Annotated in this window: 14 protein-coding genes; all 14 read right to left on the reverse strand. The window is 43.9% G+C overall.

Annotated elements, in window-relative coordinates:
* Positions 1-27 precede the first annotated feature (27 nt).
* The gene (gene metK / locus MKY23_RS25560) at positions 28-1,230 is read right to left on the reverse strand and encodes a methionine adenosyltransferase (RefSeq protein WP_145334489.1); all 1,203 of its coding nucleotides are present in this window, start codon (positions 1,228-1,230) and stop codon (positions 28-30) included.
* A gap of 253 nt (positions 1,231-1,483) precedes the next feature.
* Positions 1,484-1,759, reverse strand: coding sequence for an alpha/beta-type small acid-soluble spore protein (locus tag MKY23_RS25565; protein ID WP_221791267.1), 276 nt, complete (start codon positions 1,757-1,759; stop codon positions 1,484-1,486).
* A 148-nt stretch (positions 1,760-1,907) separates the two neighbouring features.
* Positions 1,908-2,471: a hypothetical protein gene (locus MKY23_RS25570; RefSeq protein WP_154984744.1), complete on the reverse strand. Its 564-nt coding sequence runs from the start codon at positions 2,469-2,471 to the stop codon at positions 1,908-1,910.
* Between the two features lie 163 nt (positions 2,472-2,634).
* Positions 2,635-5,229, reverse strand: coding sequence for a hypothetical protein (locus tag MKY23_RS25575; RefSeq protein WP_154984745.1), 2,595 nt, complete (start codon positions 5,227-5,229; stop codon positions 2,635-2,637).
* Positions 5,230-5,581: 352 nt separating this feature from the next.
* Positions 5,582-8,572, reverse strand: a complete 2,991-nt coding sequence (locus MKY23_RS25580; protein ID WP_339833106.1) for an S-layer homology domain-containing protein — start codon at positions 8,570-8,572, stop codon at positions 5,582-5,584.
* Between the two features lie 512 nt (positions 8,573-9,084).
* On the reverse strand, positions 9,085-9,426 hold the full coding sequence (locus tag MKY23_RS25585) for a hypothetical protein (RefSeq protein ID WP_090922908.1): 342 nt from the start codon (positions 9,424-9,426) through the stop codon (positions 9,085-9,087).
* A gap of 205 nt (positions 9,427-9,631) precedes the next feature.
* Complete coding sequence (locus MKY23_RS25590; protein WP_339833108.1) at positions 9,632-13,537, reverse strand: S-layer homology domain-containing protein; 3,906 nt, start codon at positions 13,535-13,537, stop codon at positions 9,632-9,634.
* 167 nt (positions 13,538-13,704) lie between these two features.
* Positions 13,705-14,832 carry an MraY family glycosyltransferase gene (locus tag MKY23_RS25595; RefSeq protein WP_090922903.1) on the reverse strand — a complete coding sequence of 376 codons (1,128 nt, stop codon included), beginning with the start codon at positions 14,830-14,832 and terminating at the stop codon, positions 13,705-13,707.
* Between the two features lie 428 nt (positions 14,833-15,260).
* The gene (locus MKY23_RS25600) at positions 15,261-16,019 is read right to left on the reverse strand and encodes a WecB/TagA/CpsF family glycosyltransferase (protein ID WP_339833111.1); all 759 of its coding nucleotides are present in this window, start codon (positions 16,017-16,019) and stop codon (positions 15,261-15,263) included.
* A 7-nt stretch (positions 16,020-16,026) separates the two neighbouring features.
* Positions 16,027-17,184 carry a polysaccharide pyruvyl transferase CsaB gene (csaB, locus tag MKY23_RS25605; RefSeq protein ID WP_339833113.1) on the reverse strand — a complete coding sequence of 386 codons (1,158 nt, stop codon included), beginning with the start codon at positions 17,182-17,184 and terminating at the stop codon, positions 16,027-16,029.
* A complete protein-coding gene (locus MKY23_RS25610) occupies positions 17,160-19,181 on the reverse strand; it encodes a DUF5693 family protein (RefSeq protein WP_339833115.1) in 2,022 nt (673 codons plus the stop codon). Before MKY23_RS25610 ends, csaB begins: the two co-directional genes overlap by 25 nt.
* A gap of 191 nt (positions 19,182-19,372) precedes the next feature.
* The gene (locus MKY23_RS25615; RefSeq protein WP_253499739.1) at positions 19,373-21,094 is read right to left on the reverse strand and encodes a phospho-sugar mutase; all 1,722 of its coding nucleotides are present in this window, start codon (positions 21,092-21,094) and stop codon (positions 19,373-19,375) included.
* An 89-nt stretch (positions 21,095-21,183) separates the two neighbouring features.
* A complete protein-coding gene (fabZ, locus tag MKY23_RS25620) occupies positions 21,184-21,615 on the reverse strand; it encodes a 3-hydroxyacyl-ACP dehydratase FabZ (RefSeq protein WP_090922893.1) in 432 nt (143 codons plus the stop codon).
* A gap of 482 nt (positions 21,616-22,097) precedes the next feature.
* Positions 22,098-22,325: a DNA-directed RNA polymerase subunit beta gene (locus MKY23_RS25625; protein ID WP_221791282.1), complete on the reverse strand. Its 228-nt coding sequence runs from the start codon at positions 22,323-22,325 to the stop codon at positions 22,098-22,100.
* Between the last annotated feature and the right edge of the window lie 7 nt (positions 22,326-22,332).

Here is a 22,332-nt window from a genome sequence, read left to right on the forward strand (position 1 = left end):
CCAAGAGCTTTATGTTTGCCTGACGTATTACAGACCCGCTTGTGTTTTCAAGAGTTCTGCTTTGTCCACTTGTTCCCAAGGTACATCGAGATCTGTACGGCCAAAGTGACCGTAAGCAGCCGTTTGTCTGTAGATCGGACGACGCAGATCCAGCATACGAATGATGCCAGCTGGACGAAGGTCGAAATTGTTTCGCACCAGTTCCACCAGCTTCTCTTCGCTAACTTTACCTGTTCCGTATGTGTCCACGTTAATGGATACCGGATTCGCTACACCAATCGCGTAAGCGAGCTGAATCTCCACTTTGTCAGCCAAACCCGCAGCAACCAGGTTCTTAGCTACATAACGAGCGGCATAAGCTGCAGAACGGTCTACTTTTGTCGGATCTTTACCTGAGAACGCACCACCGCCATGACGTGCATAACCACCATATGTATCAACAATGATTTTACGTCCAGTCAGTCCTGCATCCCCTTGAGGTCCGCCAATAACGAAACGCCCTGTAGGGTTAATAAAATATTTCGTCTGCTCATCCAGCAACTCTGCTGGGACAACAGGCAGGATGACCTGCTCTTTGATGTCTTTCTGGATTTGTTCCAGTGTTGTCTCTTCCGCATGCTGCGTGGACACGACGATTGTATCCACACGTACCGGCTTGTCACCGTCGTATTCAATTGTCACTTGTGTCTTACCATCTGGACGAAGGTAATCCAGCGTACCGTTCTTGCGCACTTCCGCCAGACGGCGTGCAATACGGTGAGACAATGCGATGGGTAGCGGCATTAGCTCCGGTGTTTCGTTCGTTGCAAAACCAAACATCAAACCTTGGTCACCTGCACCAATGTTCTCTGTTTCACGTGCCATTTGCTCTGGATCACGATGCTCCAGCGCGGCATTAACACCTTGTGCAATATCAGCGGACTGTTCATTGAGTGATGTCAGTACCGCACATGTATTATAATCAAAACCGTACTTGGCACGAGTGTACCCAATCTCTTTTACTGTATTCCGTACGATTGCCGGAATGTCCACATATTCAGACGCAGAGCTGATCTCACCAATAACGAGCACAAGACCTGTTGCTACCGAAACTTCGCACGCTACACGAGCGTTTGGATCGTTCGCAAGAAACGCGTCCAATACGGCGTCCGAGATCTGATCGCAGATTTTATCCGGATGTCCTTCGGTTACAGACTCTGATGTAAATAGATGTCGGCCTTTAATAGACATGAAGTTTCAACCTCCCATAACTATAGTATGGCGATTGCCCGAACAAAACATAACGGCGATTCGTTCACTATACCCTCGAAGAAGCTTACAGTATAATAAGGACACTGATCCGCAATAACGAAGACAAGGATTTTTCAGGTAATTGCCTTAACAAAAAATCAACCTTTCCCTAGTGGAAAAGGTTGCATACCTCAACTGCCATCTTATCGTATTTGTCAAGTGGTGTCAATTCAGGGTCAGTTACGTATGAGTTCTAGAGGTGCTGTTCTGCCTGACGAATCAAACGTTTCGTAATCTCTCCACCGACCGATCCATTCTCCCGAGATGTGAGATGTCCCCAGCCTTTATATTGCCCATATGAATGATCACTTATCGCGCCAAGCTCTCCACCGAACTCGGTATCTGCACCAGCTAAACTGCTACGACCACCATATCCAACATTCAAACCAAACTCGGCAGCAATTTCGTACTTCATCTGATCGAGCATTTGACGACTTTCCGGTATGACCTTCTTATTACTTCTAGCCATTGTTACTGCACCTCCGTTTGTTGGTTGTCTACAAGTATAGAGTGAGCAGGAACTTGCCCGGCTAGCCGTATTAATGATTGTTAGAACTGGTTAATCTGAGCAATAGGCCGCAAATAAAAGAGAATAATTCCGTACCAAACTGCACAACCTATTTCAACGTATATCCACCGCGTACCATAACCGTCAGGCTGTATTTGTTACCATCCAGAACCGTAATGCCACGTCCGTCCCTTGGAAAAGAAAGCAGGTGATTGGTCGGCGCTGCCTGCCCATTCGTCAGGTCCACCCCGTCCGTCAGATCGGCTACACCGTTCGTACCCTCACTGACGATTACAGCTTTACCGCTACGTACAATGAACTCCGCGCCAGATTTGCCGAGGAGCTGTTGACCCGGCTTCACGGTTACAATCTCTACGGCATCGGTTGTACCTGATACCAGCGGCGGCAACCCCGGATCAGTGCTTGATCCGCCTGTGTTGCCTGTTCCCGTCGATCCATTGTTGCCAGTGGACGCGCCTGGACTTGTAGTAGCTCCGCCACCCAGCGCTTTTGCAATCTGCTGATCCACATAACTCTTCGTTACCACCGGATCATCTGCGGTTCCCGGTTGACTCGTACCCGCACCAATGGCCGTATCGTTATATACCGCCCCGATCCACACGCCAACACCAATCGCCAGTGCAGCCAAAGAGACTTTCATATAAGGTTTCATCTGTAATTTGTTCCTCCTCTGGTAATCTATTAACTTTAACTATAGAGAAAAAGGTCAGATGGGACAAGTAAAACCTCGCTCTCCTGCATGGGGAAGCGAGGTTTACTATACAGTACATAATTTAAATACTGCTTCTTTTCCATAACCTTAATTCAAAATCTAATCATTTAGAATCAAAATTAATGATCGGTTCTTCCTTTGGAAGTTTTGTCACATCGTAACCATAGCTTTGCTCTGCTAGACGAATGCGCTGTCCTTGGAACTGGTCATCTAGGCTAATACGATACGAACCACCACGAAGCTTCTCGAAAATGCTATCCTCAATGCTCCATGTAATAGTTTGGTTCTTACCTACCTTGATATCTGTGCCCACAGTCAGTTCTTTTTCATATGTCTTCCCTGTTTGATCAGTGAATGTAATAATCAGTTTGTGTTCATTCTCAGCCATCTCTGTCTCTTCGTTACGAGTGAGTGTGTAGTTCATCTCAATCTGTACAGACGTGGTGCCTGCCAGATAAGCACGTACACTATTGGCAGTAAGGTTATACGGATACAGGTCTATATTACTTAGGGAAGTCTGCACATTAATGGAGACTGGCGGAACCTCAAATGCCATAGCGTTCACGTAAGCCGTCGCTTCCCCTTCACCAGTTACAAACTTGCCATCAGCAACCCCTTCACCTACAACCAGCTTCAAGTCAGAGAATGTAACGGATTTCGGCAATTTAGCCCAGAAGGTTACAATCGATTTTTGTCCAGGTCCCGGTAGACGCTCGGATTGTTTCGCTGTAGCTCTATAGTACTGACCATCTGCTGATTTATAGTAAGCTACCAGCTTGCCAAGTCCACTCTGACGGAGTGATTTATTGGTCATCTCAAATTCGGTATACACGATATCGGATGATGCCCCTGGATAACGAATTGTTCTACGAGCACCCATTTCCGTCTCTTTATCCCCCGAACCGGATGTGTACGTTTTACCGTTAGAGACATAGGACACTGCTTGGATGAATCCAGAAGTATTAAGTGTAATCCATTCGTTTGTTTCTTCTTCACTCACCTTTTCATTCAAGCTGATTTCCAGACGAGACATCCGCAGATCCGATGGGATTTTAGTTAACAGATAAGCTTCAGTTGTCATACCTGCGCCTAACAGTTTGCCGGATTGCGTGTAAATTAACTTTTTATCTCCATCGATTTGAGCCGAATCTATTGTAAACATCGCTTCCAGTTCAGGAAGTTGTACCGTTTTGGTTGATGCATTGCGAATCGTTACCTTTGCGGCAATAATATCGCTATCCAACCACGGCAGACGTTGTAACGAACCGATTGATACGCCAAATGTACCTTTATTGTTTTTGATGACTGTTTCTGTAGTCAGAGCATCTCCGCCAGATGGTGATTCAGGCAAAATATAGACCCCAACAGGATAAGAGAAGACCAATCCGTTCGCTGGAGTTGCCGTTGTCGTATCCGTGCCCTCGGTCTTATCCTTAGGGCTCATCACATACAACTTCATCTTGCTCGTGTCACCATCCCCTTGGAATGTTCCACTCAGCTTAATCGTTTTGATATCGCCTGGGTTTAATTTTAAATTATCCAATGCTTTCGTCTCAATGGGATTAATCGTTCCATCGGCTGTACGTACTTCGAAGGAATACGTTGGTACCTTGATGGCCTTTTTCCCTTCGTTTTTGAGTACCATCTGCATGTTCAACGTATATTCCTCATCTTCTACACGCACTCTGGATGAGCTCAGCAACGTCGAGAGAGGCTGTCCATCAATCGAAATAATATTCGCCTGATTTGCCGTTACTTCAACATTGCTTTTACTTGCCTCAGGCAGTTGCAAAGCGGCCACAGGAAGCACACTTTTCTCTTCACCCTGCTCTTCGACAAGCAGCAACTCAGACTTTTGCAGTTTCACCGATGTAGGAAGAGAAGCCATCAGACCAAGAGACTTGTTCGCCTGTGCTTGAATACTCACCGTAGCACTGTCTTTATCTGGCGTTAACGGGTAATTAGCTCCACCTGGTGTACGCAAAATCCACTTGATATTTGGATTCTCCAATAATTTATAACTAATATTGTTTAAATTCACACCAATTTTCACATACTGTTTCTTATCTTCACCTGGATAGACTTTGATGCCAGAAACTTTAACCTTCACAGCAGAGTCACTCAGACGAACCGTCTTTGGTTTACCCACGGGTGTAGTAATGCTATAGGAAGCGGGCACATTAAACTTGCCCAGTGTTCGCTCATAGTTGGCTTGACTAAAATCCCATTTCACGATGAGGAAGTTCAGGTCACTGATCTTTACTTCACGTCCTGCTTTCATGACATAAGTCAGTTCTACCGTGGAACCAGGGGAAATTGATTTCTTTTCCTGATCCTTCGCGATCAGTTTAGGGGAGAACACTGTGCCTCCACTCGTCTTTACCTTACTCCAATAATCAATCATCATTAGAGGTTTACTGTCATTATTCTGATACGATAGCGTATATGTCACGACGTTCCCATCATCCTGAGCCAGAATATTCACATCCGTTAATCTTACAGTACTTCGTGCAGTCACTTTAACAGGGGCCAGGTTCCCCAAGGTATGTACAACCTGTTTTTTCGGTGTTGTTGTTTTACTATCGCTACTGTTGGCAGATGATTTCGTTGTTGTATTGGCAGCCATCACTGTACCAACCGTTGAACTGATCAACATTGCACTTGCGAGCAAGCTCACAACCATTTTCTTTTGATCCACTTCCAAACCTCCCATAAGTTGCTTGTTGCTATATAGTATAAACGTTTGGGAAGGGAAGAAAGTTACGATGTTGTTGTGATTAAAAGAATTAAACATTACAGCTAATATCTAATTTTATTTTATCTATGCTTTAAGATTTATAATACGCCACTTATATGTTGTTATTTCTTCACAATCCTATGGGTAACTTGACATATTCCTTTCAGATCCATTCACATACCTATAACATAACTTACAAATGTAACTATTATATATTAAATAATCTTCATCCTTGAACTGTTTGTGATGATAAACATAAAAAGAGACTTGCATCAAATATGATGCAAGCCTCTTGAGTTTAGAAAGTTCTGAATTACAGCTGTTTACCGAATGAGAACTCATCCAGAGCATTACCGTTTTGGTCAGTAATAGCTTTTGCTGCTTTATTTTTAGAACCATCAAATTTAACAGTAGCTACTTTACCATCTGTAGCACCAGATACAGTTGCAGTTACAGTAATTGTTTTGCCATCTTGACTGATAGAAACACCATTTACTGTTGTAGTTACACCGCTACCAGCATCAATGCTGAACAGATCTTGGATATAAGCTGCATTGTAGTTAGCATCTTGTTTAAGTTCTTCAGACGCATTTACAGTTACTGTAATTGTGTTTGTGTTTGCAGGTCTTACGATATTACCCAAAGTTACTGTTGGAGCAATACCATCTTTAACAGGTGCTGTGAAAGCTTGCAGTTTATTGCCGAAGCTATCTTGAGTGCTAGGGTTAGTAGCTTTCAAAGTATAACCATCAACATCACTAGCAATTGTGTTATCAGCAAACTTCAGAACTACAGTTTTGTTAGAATCAGCCAAAGTGTAGCTTGTAGGGCTAATTCCGTTCAAATCAAAGTCTCCCAAGTTAACATTCGACAATGCAGTGTTAAATTTAACTTTAACTTCATTGCGGCTAGTAGCATATACATCATCAGTAGTTGCTTTAACATCCGCAGTACCAACGTTAGATCCTACAGTGTAGTTACCAGTGTTGAAGTAATTGCCTTCGGAATCTTTGATGTAGCTTGCTGACACTTTAACAGGCTGTGCCCAATCGATGCCAGTATTGTTTGTAACAGCAATTCTAACTGTGTTTGTGGAGATCAATGTGATATCATTGTTCTCTTTAGCAAGTTGTTTAGCAGTTGTCGTAGCAACACCGTTGTTATCAACGTTCATTGCCATATATTTAGCTGCATCCAATGCGTTACCGTCACCAGTAGTAGCCAAAGTTTTGTTGAATTGAACATACACATAACGAACACCGTTAGGCACATCAGACCATACACGTGTTACACTACCGTTTTGAGCAGTGTTAGCGTTCAAAGTTGCAGTGTAAGGCAACAATACATTTCCGATGTAAGCAGTATCGATAACACCAGATACAGTCAGAGTGTAAGTAGCATCAGATTTCAAGCTGCTTCCCAAGTTAACTTTAACAGTTTTGTTGTTATCAGTATAACTTGGTGTAATTACTGGGTAACCTTTAGAAGTCAAACCAGATACAGTAACTACTTTACCGTCTGCATCTTTAAGAACATAGTTCTCAGGGTTTTGTGCGGAATCTACTTTCAAAGATTTGCTGAATTGAATCTCAGCGATGTAGTTTCCATTTTCCATTTTGAATTTAGCATCAACAACAGCTGGACGAACTGTATCCAATGTTGGAGTTACTTTTGCATCAACAGAAGCAGAGTTATTGCTGTAGTCAGAAACTGCAGTCAGATAAACTGTGTTCTCGGATACATTCAATGGATTGTTGAATTTCAATGTAACTTTGTTGTCATTGATTTCGATGGATTGAGCAGTGTTGCCTGAAGTGTTAGCATATGCACTTGCAACGCTTTTCACTGTTTCATCGAACTCTACAGTTACTTCTTTCAAGTCATTGGATTTAACACCAACTACTTTAGGAGCAGCTGTATCTTCAGTTACTGTAAATTTGCTTTCTACTGGAACGATAGCAAGACCAGAGTAGTCTTGTACGCCGCTCACACGCAATGTGTGATCACCAGTAGTCAGATCAGTTGTTACAATTGCAGTGTTAGGATAAACGTATTTTACAGAAGCTGCAATTACGTTGTTATCTACACGGAAAGAAGTTGCGTTTACAGTTTCAGCCTTAACCGGCTCACTGAAAACTACTTTGAAAGCTTTTGTTCCCAAAGCTTTAACTTCTTTTACTTCTGGAACTGCAACATCAAGTGGAGTAAACTCAACTTTTTGTGTAATAGTTTTAGAAGCGTCAGCATTTTTCACATTGTTGACTTGAAGACTAGTGGATCTTTGGTTAGTCAAAGAAGTGTTACCTTCAGATACCAACAAAGTTACAGTAGTTTTGTCATCGGACAATGTAGCGCTTTTGAAAGTCAAACCGTTAACAACATAGTTGTTTTTGCTTTCAGCAGAATTTTGATCTACAGTACCATCAAATTTAACTGTGATTTCTTTCAAGTTTGTAGCAGTTACAGAAGCTACAGCTTGAGCTACAGTTGTTTTGTAAGTAACTTTTTCAGTGAATTGCTTTTCTTTGTAAGTGAATTTCACTTCAGTTTCTTTGTTAGCTTCGAGAGCTTTATCCAAAGTTACTTTAACGGATTCACCATCGCTGATTTTGAAAGTAACAACTTTACCAGCTTCGCTTACTTCGTAAGAAGAAACTTTCAAGCTTTGAGCTTGATCCACTGCATAAGCTGCACCTACCAGCAATTGGCGGGAAGCGTTAGCTGTGAAGTTAGCGTTAGCATCTACCAGACCAGCGTTGATTGCTGCTTGAACGTCTTTTTTAGCCCATTCTGGAGCACTGTTGTTTGTTTCAGCTGGAACTTCCAGGTCAAGCGCACGAGTAAGGATAGTCGCCATTTCAGCGATTGTCACTTTACCGTTGAAGTCAAAGATTTTTTTAGTTGTGTCTTTACCTTGCATGATACCCGCAGCAGTTACTGCTTCGATGTAAGGTACAGCCCAGTTTTTAGCGTTATAGTTTTTGTCTGTGTATGACAATTGACCAGTAACTTCTTTCAAACCGAGCAATTTAGTGATAACTTTTGCGAATTGACCGCGAGTCATCTCTTGATCCAATCCAGCTGTACCGTTAGGGAAGCCTTCGAAGATACCTTTTGCTTTCAATGCATCAAATTGTTGTTGCGGGGAAACTGCTGTATCACCGAATGCTACAGAAGCAAACATTGAGAATGCCATTGCTGTAGACAATGCTACGGATAAAATTTTCTTCATAACCTTTTTTTCTCCTCCTTGGGTGTTCATAACATTTGAATTTTCTTTAATAGGGTCGCTCGTGTTCCTCATATATTGTTGCACCCCCTTTCCAGAGTTCTGAGCAAGTTAATATAAATGATGTCTGTGAGCATATCACAGAAACTTGTTACCTAGAATAATAATAGAACCACACGTAAATAGAGTAGTTTCCTAATCCTACCTTACGTATTATACAATGGGTCTCTCGTGCCGTAAAGCAATTTTTTCTAATAAATAGACAAGATTCTTCACGAGGTCATTCTTGGTAAGTTCCCCAATGTTTTTGACTCTACATCTTAAACGCAGTAGATTTCAAAAAGTTGCGCATTCTTCAAAAAAAGTTTTGAATTTATTTATGTATTGATGCAGTGCGGGTTTCTAGCGTGCTAAAAACCAGTCGTAGCGCCACTTTGGTGATTTTTTGCCTGCAACATGAAGGAGTCAGAAACGCATTGGACGTTTATTTATACCCCATATTTTTGACAATGAAGCGACAAATTCCACAATATTCAAAATAAAAAAAGAGAGCCCATTGGCCCTCTTTCATGTGTCAATTTTGTAGATTATCGAATTTTCATTGCTAAATCAATAATCTGTGCACGCATTTTAGGATCACTATTAAGTTTCAAATACATGTCATCAATCGCGATACGGTTCTCACGATACGTCTTCTCATGTTTCATTGTGGTATGAGACCATTCGATCAGTTCGTTTTCCGCCAGAACCAGATTATTATACGCATCATGGAAGCCGGTCGTCTGAACAAGCCCTTCCATCACTTCCTGAGAAATCTCCTGTGTCTTACGTGTATCTTCTAGTTTTTTCTCAAGAAAGACTGCCTGCTTCTCAAACTGTGTCTTTGCCTTCATGTAGCCCAGTTGGGCCTTAGAATAAATCGGTTTCATAAGCTAACTTCACCCTCTAGATCATTGTGTATTTAACGCTATTGTATCTTAATCTCTAGCAAATTACAAAAATAGTTATTGGTAAAAAACTGTTTCCTTCTATTATAAATGCGTTCTATACAATCTCATATTTACCCATAAAAAGAACCTGCCCCTTCTTGTTAAAGGGACAGGTTCTTCCTAAAACATTTCCATATCTGATAAATTAGCTTAGTGTTTTAGGGAAAAGTTTGGTACCTTTCTTGAACAATTCCACAGCAATTTTGCCTGCTTCAGCACGAGTCAGGTTACCTTTTGGATTGAAAAGGAATGATTTGGCATTGCCCTGCACGGGACTACCTTCCATGATTTTTGCCTTGGATATAGCCTGCACTGAAGGACGGGCATAGTACTCAATCTGATTAGAGTCTTGGAAAGATTTAGACAACGTTCCTGCAAGCTTACTATCATTGGCAGCAAGTTTCATACTCATTGCTCTAGCGATCATTACTGCTGCTTGCTCACGTGTAATCGGATCTTCCACACCAAAGAATCCATCACTAAGTCCTGTTATGATACCTGCTTTGGCTGCTGTCTCAATGGAAGCATAATCCCACGTATCACTTCTTGTTGTTGGAGAAACGTCTGAGAAGGTCTGTGTATTCGAATAATTCAATGGAATATCCAAACCTTTGACCAGCAGGGTAGCAAACTCCCCACGCGTCGTCTGATCATCTGCACCAAATGCATTGAATCGCAAATTATTCATGATTCCTTTGGAATACAGAGCATTCAGGATATTTCTTGCCCATGGGTGATTCGTAATATCCGGGTAGCTCTTACTTTGCTTCATAACTTTGTAATAACCAAACTCGTCGAAAGAAACGGTAACGGTATGTTTCTTGGTATCCACAGCTCCACCAATGGGTTCCCACTGTCCGATATTGCTCTTATCGGAGTAGCGGAATACGCTAATGGTTGAACCTACTTCATCTACAATCGATGGATCGTAAGCAAGAGTCAATGTACCACGGTTAGAAGGTACCAAAATCCGTTCTGTAGGGAATTGTGTAAAACTTCCTTCCAGGGAGTATGGTGTTACTCCGTTCGTTCCTGGCTTATATCCGCTTGCCCCTTTATCCCCAAGCTCACCAATTCCTCCATTAATCCAATACGTATCGGATACTGGAACGAAGTTGCTTGTCGTCAGGTTGGAGTTAAACATCTCTGTTAAAATAGTCGGGACTGTAATTGGTGATAACCCTCCCGTACTACGTGGATCTGCTTGTCCAATATTAAAGCCGTAGTCATTTTTCCGTTCCAGAACGCCGTCCTTCGGATCAGCAATACCAAACAAAATTTTGTTGTCCGGGTAGAACTTGATTACACCACTGCTTGATTTGGAAGCTGATTGCAGAATGGTTCCTTTCGGGAACGACAATTCCAGCTTCTTATTAAATGCAGAATATTTGTTAGCCACTTTCGGAGCCATATACTGTGCATCTACTCCAACGGTGCTTGTATAGAACACGTTAACCGTATCGTTAATCTTGCCGCCTTCTCGCGTAATCTGGATTTTGATCGCATTGTTTTTATCCGGAGACAATCCTACATAATCCAGGACAAAACGGTTATCCATATCCGGACGTTTAACAGCCGCTTCCTTACCAATCAATACTTGTGTTGCACCTTCAGCTTCAATATCAAAATGTACATAGTTTTTGTTAACGACAATCTGTTGTCCTACTGTCGCTACAGGAGACAGGATACGATAAGAAGATGGTTCTCTTAAGATCTCCAACCGTTGTGTCGTTCTGGCTCCCGTGCTGTTGATCAGCTCTAATGTGTACACATGGCTACCTGGTGCATCAAAGATATAGTTCCTGATCCGAATCATGAATTCATCCTGATTCCCCGCAAAGTCAGCAATATGACCATCTTGAGTTGCCTTGTTTGGATCTCCTGTATCCGTTGCTGGAATCGGATAGCTGTAGATCAGCTTGGAACCAGAGTACAGATTTGCAATAGTGGCACCGCCACCCTTAAACACCAGGTCATATCTATCCTTACTCGTTACATACTTTCCATCACGAATAATGAAGTCCGGCGTTACTTTGAAGATATTGACCATCTCTTCAGGGGTGTATACACTAACATCTGCCTTGCTGAATTCCACACGACCATCCGTTGGAACAGGGACCGGCATGAATTTATCAATATTGGACACATTGCTGTCTGAAATGTAAATTCTGATTTTTTTCTCAATGACCTTAGTCTTACCTGCACCGTCTTTATCCGTGCCTGTAATGGTGATGGTATTCTCTCCATATACAAGTTCTCCCGTCCCCCCAATAGTCAACGGGAAGGAAAACTTACCGTTAGTGCCCGGGAAACCAGCAGGAGTTCTGGCTACACCATTCACAAATAATTGACTTGTGAATGGAGGAGATACAAGTGTACTGAATCCAACGAACTCACCATTGACCGTTAAGGACTGGGTCGTTTTTGAATTGAATGTATAGTTCTGTCCATCATACAAGTTGGCTACGTAAATATAGCTTTTGGCAGCATACGATACGGTAACATCATAATGTGGATCAGGATTTCCATAATAAAAACGAATTTTCTGCGTGCCATTGGCCACATTTTTTACCAAGTAGACCGCTTGATTGTTTGAAAGACCGGTAGGCGCATTCGTTCCCGTTGGTGCTCCCTCAATCGTCAACTTGGTTGTTCCGGTTGGGAGGTATTCACCTTTTACCATTTCGCCTGCAATAGCTTGGCTAGAATCCACCATAATATAAAAATCTGCTGTAGCAATCTGTGCATTGTCCAGTGGTACTTTATTGGTTACTGCACCACCACTATAATCTGGAAGATAGTACATATTGGTAATAGCTTTAACACCTGGAGCATAAGTAAACTTCCCTTGATATCCAGAGCTAAATGTTCCATGCCCTACAACGGCGTTAACCGTTTGATTCTTCAAAATTTCAGCTGGTGTTGTGGTTGATGTTTGTAACGGATACGCATTATCGGTTGTGAATGTAATGATTCGGTATTCAGGCGTTGACCCATCCGGACCGGGAATAATGGTTTCCGTTGCGTTGCTGAACGTCATCGTTGTTCCATTGACTGTGAACGATCCTGAATCCTTAAATGAGCTATTGCTTGCGATATAAGGAAGCACCATCTGAACTTCAAGCTTGGCTTCGGTAGCTGCATTCGAGAATGTCGGGATATTGTTCAGTAGCGATTTCGTATCTGTAGTTCCACCGCTCGTTAATGAAACGTTGAGCGTAGAGAATGGCTGATCCTTGTCGTAGTAATAAACTGCACGTTCGGTAAGGATAGAATCCGAACCGTTGGCAATTCTAAATTTCAGATTATTCAAACCAGCAGTCAGTTTTAACTGTGGCGTGAAAAATGTTCCGTTTTGAAGCAAAGACGAATCGAGTTCTTCTCCACCATTCAATGAAACAGTTACTTTAATTGCATTTTGCACTTTACCTTGAACAGACACAAACTGTGTATTGACAACTGTCTGCGCACCTTCATTCAAACCATAGGATGTATTGGAACCTGTACTTGGGTCCGTAAAAATTTTAAAATCCTGGATAAATGGAACCTGATCATACAGCACATAAAACGTATCTGAACGCTCTACTGATCCTTGAGTTCCTGTGAAGGTAATCCGGTTAAAACCCGGAAACAAGGTGATGTTGTTTGCCGTAAAGTTGTTATTACCGCTCGTACTCGCAGTTACTGCAGTGGTATTGGAACGGGTAGCATCAGGCTCCCATTTCGTTTTGTTGCTCGGTGCACTAACCGAGTTAAGCTGTTCGACTTTGACACGCATCGTATCTTTGGATACAAAAGCGTATGCACCTGTTATTGTAATTGTCCCCTGAGTCGTCTGATAAGCTCGATCCCGAGTCAAAAATCTAGCATTTGCTGAGTCTTCAATGTTCAAATCCGCCGTTTGACTAATCGCGGTATTATCTGGTGTAAAGTAGGTAGTCAGTGCGTTGGCAGCCGAAGCAACGGACCCACCGAATAGACCTTGTGGGAACAACGAGAGCACCATGGTGACCAACATGATCCAAATCAACGGCCGTTTCTTTTGTTGCATTACGTATCATCTCTCCTCTTTTTAAGTCAGTTACCAGTATTTATCGGCAAAAAGGTTCCAATTATTTAGTAAAAATCTCAAAAAAAACAAAAAACCTTATCCCAATCGGGATAAGGCAAGGGTCTAATATTAGAATATTGAACGATAGCAGGAAACGAAATAATTTTTTAGGATTTCGAACGGGTCTGTGGATTAAGCTTCACGCGCATACGCATCAGGAAGTTAATCACTGGTTTTCTCGTTTTACTTACAAGTCCAATGACTTCTGCCCCAACTTGCAGGAAGAACATCATGATACAGATCACAACAAAGGTTACCCAGTTGGCTTCAAACATCGCAGCCGAAGACTGGATAATAGCCAGCACACCGAAGAACGCAGCAATACCATAGATAATCAGTACGGTCTGACGATGGCTGAATCCAAGTTCACGCAAGCAATGATGCAGGTGACCTTTATCCGGTGAGAAGATCGGTTTCCGTTGCACCGCACGGCGAATAATCGCGAACAAAGTATCCGAGAGCGGTACACCGATAATAATCAGCGGTGTAATGAAGGACACGACTGCAATCTGTTTAAATCCGAGCATCGAAAGCATCGCCAGGGAGAAACCAAGGAATAGTGAACCGGTATCTCCCATGAATATTTTCGCTGGGTGGAAGTTAAAGAACAAGAACCCGATAATGCTACCGAGCAATACCAGACACATCAGAGCAATCATCGTATTACCCATCAGGAAAGACATCACTGCAATGGTACCAATGGCAATCCCTGATACACCGGCAGCCAAACCATCCAGTCCGTCAATCAGATTAATCGCGTTGGTTACACCAACGATCCACAGAATCGTCAGCGGAATAGACACCCACGTTTCGAGTGAAGAATACGCATCCTGAAACGGAATGTTCACGAAGTCTACGCGGATGTTAAATCCAAATACAACGACGGACGCAGCCACGATCTGTCCAAGCAGTTTCACTTTGGCAGACAATTCAAAACGGTCATCCAGCGCACCAATCAATACAATGATGGAGCCTCCGACCAGAAATGCACTGACAAAACTCATATCGCGAGTTGTAAACCAAGCGGAGACAAACGGAAGCAGCGCAGCAACCGTAATAATAAATGCCAGAAAAATACCCAATCCGCCAAGACGCGGCATAATACGTGTATGCACTTTACGTGCATTCGGTGTATCCATTGCACCGATGCGGACTGCGAACTTTTTAACAAGTGGTGTAAGAGCTAAAGCAAGTCCCATTGACACCAGAAATCCAATGATAAAGATCGCTACCATTTGAACATTCGACCCCCAATTATAATACCTTCAGAAAAATTATAAATCCCCTGTTCTCTTTTTCTATATATAAAGAAACATTGTTTTTCACTTTTGATGAAAATTTATTGTTGATTCTGAGGCAACAGTTACACGATACGAAGAGTGCAAGGGAAAACCTGTAGAAGCGAAGCGTTCGCTTTTATCACCGAATTTCATCCTTGAACAAGGATAAATAGAAATTTGGGGATAAGGGCGATCGAAGGTTCTCTTGCAATCGTAGTAATGAAGTGTAACAGCTCCTTTAGCTGGAGTGCCTAGTGCAATCAAAGATTGTTTTCATTCGAGTGACACACGTATGTGCCGGAATGAATTATACGCTGATCATTTCTGAAAAGCTATCCTCAATTTCTAGCAAAAACAAGCATTTATCTCGTAATTACCTGTTTTTAACGGACTTTTGTCACGTTTTCTTTGTCCCGCATCACTTTCAATGCGAATTTCGGGAGCGCAAGCATCCGTCCAGCCCGGCTAGGTTCACGAAGCAAACGATAGAACCATTCCAGTCTTAACTTTTGGAACAGTTTAGGTGCCCGTTTGCTTTTGCCAGAGATCACATCAAAGCTACCGCCAACCCCCATCATGACAGGAACTTGCAACGCATGCTTATGCTTGTGAATCCAGGGTTCTTGGGTATCCGCACCGCGAGCGACAAATAACAGATCAGGTGCAGCCTGCTGTATCGCAGCTACAACCTGCTCATCCTCAGCCGAACCGAAGAAACCGTCGCGATAACCGACAATACGAATAGCCGGATACTGCTGTTGTAACCGAACTGCCGTTTCTTGAATCACTTCAGGAGTCGAACCAAGCAAATACACGCCCCACCGATAGTTTTCTCCAACCCGCAACAATTCATGTAAAAGTTCAAAGCCGGGCACTCGTTCTGCTACAGGATCACCGCAGTAGCCTGCAGCCCATACTACGCCGGTTCCGTCCGGAACAATCATCTCCGCATCCTTCATCACCTTCATAATTGCGGGATTTTCTAGCGCAGCCATAACCATAATTGGATTGGCAGTGATAACCTGATGCGGCTGTTTCGACAACACGGCTTCTTCAAGCACCTGTACCGTTTCTTTCATCGTTAGTTTGGAAAAGGGGATACCATAGATGGAAACGGTAGGAATAGATCCGGTCTGACTCATTGTTATCTCATCCTTTGCGGCCTAAATAGGTAATAATTTGCTTGGCAGGCTCTACGGCCTCCTGCTTCAATGCAGTAATACGATCTTCATGTTGCTTCAACCATTGTGAACGATGTTCCAGCAATCCAGCAACCGTTTCTGCAAATTTATCCCCATCCAGTGAACTGGTATTGCCTGCAGGCTCACTTTCCAGTCGAAGCAGGAACTGATCGATTTTGGGATCATACGAGATACCCACAGGTGGGACATACTGTGAAGCTGCGTAGATCAAACTATGCAGACGCATACCGATCATCAGATCGCAGCGACTGACTTCCTCCAGCATTTGTTGAGGATCAGTAAGATCGTCCGTAATACTAATTTCACTACCTTTGCTTGTCACATCATCAATCATTTCCATAATGAAACGGGATGCCTGCACATCATCGGGCAGATGGAACGGCATAAAGCGCAGATGGACAGCCTTTTTCGTAGCCAGCTTCTTCAATCCAGCCGCAATAGCCGTCAATTCCTTACGATCCGATTCCCAGAACCGAACAGACACTCCGATCACCGGTAGTTTGGCATGAGTTGGTTGTTCCCCAGCAGTGGAAGGGTCCGCTTCATCCCGGACTGGTGATGCTGTATCTGGCAAAGGTAAACCCATCACCGGGTCAGGCACGACATGAATCTGATTCCACTTCAGTCCAAGACGACGCAGATAATCTGCAGATTGCTCGTCTCGAACCGATACATAGGTACAGGATTTAAATACCGATTTGATCATCGGGTTAAAGATTTTACGGTGAACAGGGCCAATACCCTGCGCATAGATAAATGTAGGTTTTTTCAACCACTGAGCCAGCTTGATCACACCCAAATAATAAGGAATGGACTTCAGTCCCGTTGCATCCTGTAGCAGGCTTCCGCCGCCACTGATGAGTCCATCACTTTCCTTAAGTGCCTCACGAACTTCCTTCAGCTTCATACGATGTACAGCACGGACGCCATACATCGAGGTTGTCCACTCCGGATCAATGGAGAGCACAATCGGTTCAATGGTAACATTGGACCGCTGGCTCTCTTCCTGGAGGGCAGTCAGAATGGATTTCAGTACAGCTTCATCTCCGCTGTTGTTAAATCCATAGTATCCTGAGATGACTAACTTTTTAGAAGTGGTGACCATTTTTTCCAACATCCTTCCGCGACTTGCCACACACCCACAGCAATGATACCAAAGATCAAGCCAAGTCCGAGTCCCATCACCCCACGAATCAGTGACAGTACAGCTGGTGTATGAATATGCGCAAACGTATCGACCATAGACAATTGACCCATCGTGGCGATAATTAGCGCAAAAATCACTTTACGGTATTTTAAAGCGGCGAACACGCCAACGATAAACAGCGGGTGTCCCAGTACAAATTCTTTGAATCTAGGCCGCACGCCAAACGTATCTTCCAGCGTGGTACGCAGGAACATCTCAAATGGTGTAACGGAACCAGCGTTCCCTGTACGGCTCAAATAATAATATCCAACAGTAGCAGCAACAAGCGCCAGTACAACCATCAAAATGTTGATTGGCATACGAAGCATGTCTTTCACTTGTTTCACAGAGATTGAACCGGAACCACGATAGAATATAATATAGATCGCAACCAGACCAATCGGAGCGAAGTGCAACAAGCTGACTCCACGGAACTGGTTAATAACCAGGCTGTACGTAATGCTATTCAATAATGCGATCACAAATGGTACAGCTACGAACGAAATGATCGATGTTCTTACATATAAAACAAGGGTCTGTGCCAAACGACGACTCGCAGGGGCATCCGGTTGACGCAGTTGTGTTGCATTCACTGTACGAACCACCAGTACCATCGCAATGGTTGGTGCGGAAATGGCCGCCAGCAAGGCGATTCCTTGCTCCAGCAATGTAGGTTTCAACAGGAACAGACCCGCGCTTCCTACTAGTCCAAGCAGGAACACGGCAATGGTGAATGCAGGTGCAAAATATGAAACCATCAGTGTGATCAAAGCAATTGCTCCGATAAGAGCGATCAGCTTCGCATACCGTTGAATAGACGAATCTTTCACAGTGAATGCTTCAGCTTGTCCGAGCTCAAAGCCGTGTTTGGCCATACGTTCAACGGCATGTCCTGGCTCACCCAAACTTTTGATCAGATTTTCGATCGGGTCGGTGATCTCAGCTTTGGCCGTATTCCGGCTCGGTGAAGCGTTCATATAAATCATGCGAATATTACGGTCTTTGGTTGCCAGTACAAAACGGTCGGCAATGGTATCTTCTTTCAGATTCGCATCGGAGTCGCTTAGTGAATAGAGACGAGTTACGTTGTAATCAATTTTGTAAGCCAGCGTCTGGAATCCTGCCTGTGGCTTCTTCAGATTTTCAATCGCCGCCAGACCAATATGATGTTTGTTCAGGAGCTGAGCAAACTGATCCAGACTTTTCATCTCTGCATTATCATTGTACCCTTTCACTGCATCCCCATCAAACAGGATACGTGTTACGCCATTCTCTTCGAAGAAGGTCAGCAAACGTTCCATCGATTGTTGGTTGTAAGGTACCGTGTCGGAGATACGGGGTAAAATATGAAAACCTTTATCACGCAGCATTTTCACCGCAACCGGGTCAGGCTGCATCGGTTGCATGTTGGCATTCTCCGGCGGTGTCTGCAATATTAAGCCGCTGCGACCTTCATACTCCCAAGGTTGAACCGGGATCTGACGCTCAGCGAACGTTTGTTCAATAATAGGGGTATAAGTATGCGCATTCTCTTCAGATGTGAACAATACATAGGTATAGTTCGCATTGGAAGGAATCACTTCTTTGGTCATATTCGCAAGATCCTGACCTGAATAAACCATCAATCGGCGTGTTTTTTTGAGTTCGTCCAGTGTACTCTCAAACACAGCCATCGTTGTCACACCAGCGTCTTTCAGACGTGTCATTTGTTGATCAATGAAATCTTGCGGGTGAGCCTGATACGCGGAAATATCCAAGAGTCCTCGGTAGTTGAAGACCAGTTCTACTTTGTTCGTAGAAGATTCTGTCTGCACCCGGTCACGGATGACCGGAATGGACGCCACCAAACCAATAATAACGATGAGCCACAACCACTTCCGGGAAGCGTTATTCCAATAAAGCCATTTTTGACGCACTACGTGTACCTCCTCAGTTGTTGGAACCAAATGCCCGTTCTGCTCTTATAATTCTTACGTTCAGCATGTGTTAACACACTCTCTAATATGCCAGCACACGATCCATTTTATTTCAAAGAAAAACCCCTCCGCCAACCAACCTTACGGTGCGGAGAGGCCTTCTGCATCTTTTTCTTACAGTACCATTTGTTTTATTGCGCGTCTACACGCGACATAACTTCCGAAACCAGACGTTCGATCTGGCTCTCTGCATCTTGCAAGCTCTCACCGCGCACAGCGAAGTACACTTTGATCTTCGGCTCTGTACCGGAAGGACGCAGGCAGAACCATGATCCGTCTGCCAAAATAAATTTCAGCACGTTCTCCTTCGGTAGGCCGTCCAGACCCAAAGAGTAGTCCAGCACATCTTGCACAGCGATGCCCGCAACTTCCTTCGGTGGATTAGAACGCCAGTCAGTCATTTTCGCCTGAATCTGTGCGACTCCGTCTTTGCCTTTCAGCGTGCGGGACTCCAGTTTTTCGAGGAAGAATCCAAACTGGTTGTACAGCTCCTGCAACACATCGTAGAGTGTCTTGCCTTGACTCTTATAGTAAGCAGCCGCTTCGGCAATCAACATCGAGGCAAGGACAGCATCCTTGTCACGGGCATAGTTGCCGGAGAGGTAGCCATAACTCTCTTCATATCCGAAGAGGAAAGTATGACTTCCGGTTGCTTCGAACTGGTTCATTTTTTCACCGATATATTTAAAGCCTGTCAGGGTGTTCATCACTTCTGCACCGTAATGCTGAGCGATAACTGCCCCCATCTCACTCGTTACAATCGTTTTGATTACTGCACCGTTGCTTGGCAGCGCGCCTGTCTCTTGGAGACGACTGAGCAGATAGTGTACCATAATGGCACCCGATTGGTTACCGGACAAGACGAAATATTTGCCATCCTTGTCTTTTACGACAGCACCCATACGGTCTGCATCCGGATCTGTACCGATCAGAATATCTGCGCCTACGGATTCGCCCAGCTTCATTGCCAGTGTGAACGCTTCGCGCTCTTCTGGGTTAGGGGACTTCACTGTGGAAAATTCAGCATCCGGCTGCTCTTGTTCAGCGACAATATACAACTGTTCGAATCCGATCTGCTCCAGTACGCGGCGAACCGGAAGATTGCCTGTACCGTGTAACGGTGTATATACGATTTTGAAATCACGGCCGATGCCGGATTGAATCAGCTCACGGCTTAGACTGCGGCTTGCCACGGTGTCTACGAATGCCTGATCGTCTTCTTCACCAAGCCAAACCAGCAAACCTTGTGCTTCGGCTTCTTCGCGTGTCATTTTTTTCACATCTGCAAGAGAAGGCACCTCTTGAATGTATTGAATGACTTGCTCTGCTTCATGCGGTACTAATTGTCCGCCTTCATGGTTGTACACTTTGTATCCGTTGTATTCTGGCGGGTTATGGCTCGCCGTTACCACAATACCACCTGTCGCTTGCAGATGTCGAACACTAAAGGACAGTTGTGGTGTAGAGCGCAGGGATGGATACAGCTTGGCTACGATGCCATTAGCCGCCAGTACCAGCGCCGCATCCAGCGAGAATTCAGGTGAGAAGTGACGGGAGTCATGTGCGATGACAACAGAAGGTTTGCCTTCCTTGTCCCCATGTTGCTCCAGCAAATAACGGGCAAAGCCTTGTGTAGCACGACCGACTGTATATTTGTTCATCCGGTTGCTACCGGCACCAATAACACCGCGCAATCCACCTGTACCAAACTCCAGATTTCTGTAGAAACGCTCTTCCAGCTCTTTGGGTTGATCCTTTAGATCACGAAGCTCCTGTTTCGTTGCTTCATCGATAGAAGCATCCTCCAACCATTGTTGTAACGTCTCGGCTGCTGCTGCGCTTAACTGTTCCATATCCAATAAGCCCCTTCCGTCTATATAAAAATTCTATTTATGCACGTAGCTGTTCAACTTATCTGCATGATATATACATGCCTATGTAATCAGCTTGGGTCTGACAGTGCAAACATGATTTCGCCTTCAGCAACAATTTTGTCATCCACGCGGGCAGTAGCTTGACCTTTACCAATCGAGCCTTTAAGACGTGTAATTTCCACTTCTAGAATCAACGTATCCCCAGGCACAACTTGGCCACGGAACCGGAAATTGTCGAGTCCCGCCAAGAAACCAATTTTGCCTTTGTTTGCTTCTAAATTCAGCATAGCTGCTGCGCCAACCTGAGCCAACGCTTCTGTGATCAATACGCCTGGCATTACTGGATACTCAGGGAAATGTCCAATGAAGAACGGTTCATTAATCGTTACGTTTTTTAAACCGACAGCACGTTTGCCATCCTCCATCTCTAAAATTCTGTCCACCAACAGAAACGGCGGGCGATGTGGGATAATGGATTGAATTTGTTTGATATCTAACACAATTTAATCTCCTCTCGGGGTGTTTATACGAAGGCTCTCCATCATGCAATAATGCCGGCGCAATAGCGTCGTTTCGGAAAGAGATTGTTCTATGATCGCCATTGTCCCTGAATTTTTTTGATCCCATTATAACGGGTAAAATTCTGTGACAAACGCGAGCGCTTTGCTTCTTTTGAACAATTCTCTTCTCTCCACTTACTGTAGTGCGGAAAACACTAAACGAGCATGATCAAGTCGATCCTCATATAAAATGAGTTTCATTTTTAATGTTGTATGAAATGTTGTTTTAGGGTTAACACTAGTAATATCCTTCATGACTGCAGTAGTGAAGGTTGAGATAAGGGGTCTCTCTTCGCGATGACAAGCAATGTCTTTCGCAGGGGAGGCCTCTTCTGACGTTAAACGTCATCCATCATTATACTGTTTTCAACACCAAAAAGAAAACTCCTGCCTACGCAGGAGTTTTCGCTGAACTCGTTATCTTATGGAGCAAATACCAGATCATAGACATGTTTCCAGGTACTCCATTGCCATACGGAACCGATATCCTGTTTGCCCAGTACCACATACCCAGCGACCATTCCGCCAGCGAGGGCAAGAACAAGCAAAATCGGAATCAGAAACCATCTTGCGATGCGCCACCAACTCTTCTTTTTCTTCTTGACTTCCTTCTGCTCCGGCTTGCTGTTCTGCTGCTGTGTTTCTGTCATCCCATTC

Origin of the sequence: Paenibacillus sp. FSL R7-0272, assembly GCF_037969905.1 — a bacterium.
Classification (GTDB): domain Bacteria; phylum Bacillota; class Bacilli; order Paenibacillales; family Paenibacillaceae; genus Paenibacillus; species Paenibacillus polysaccharolyticus.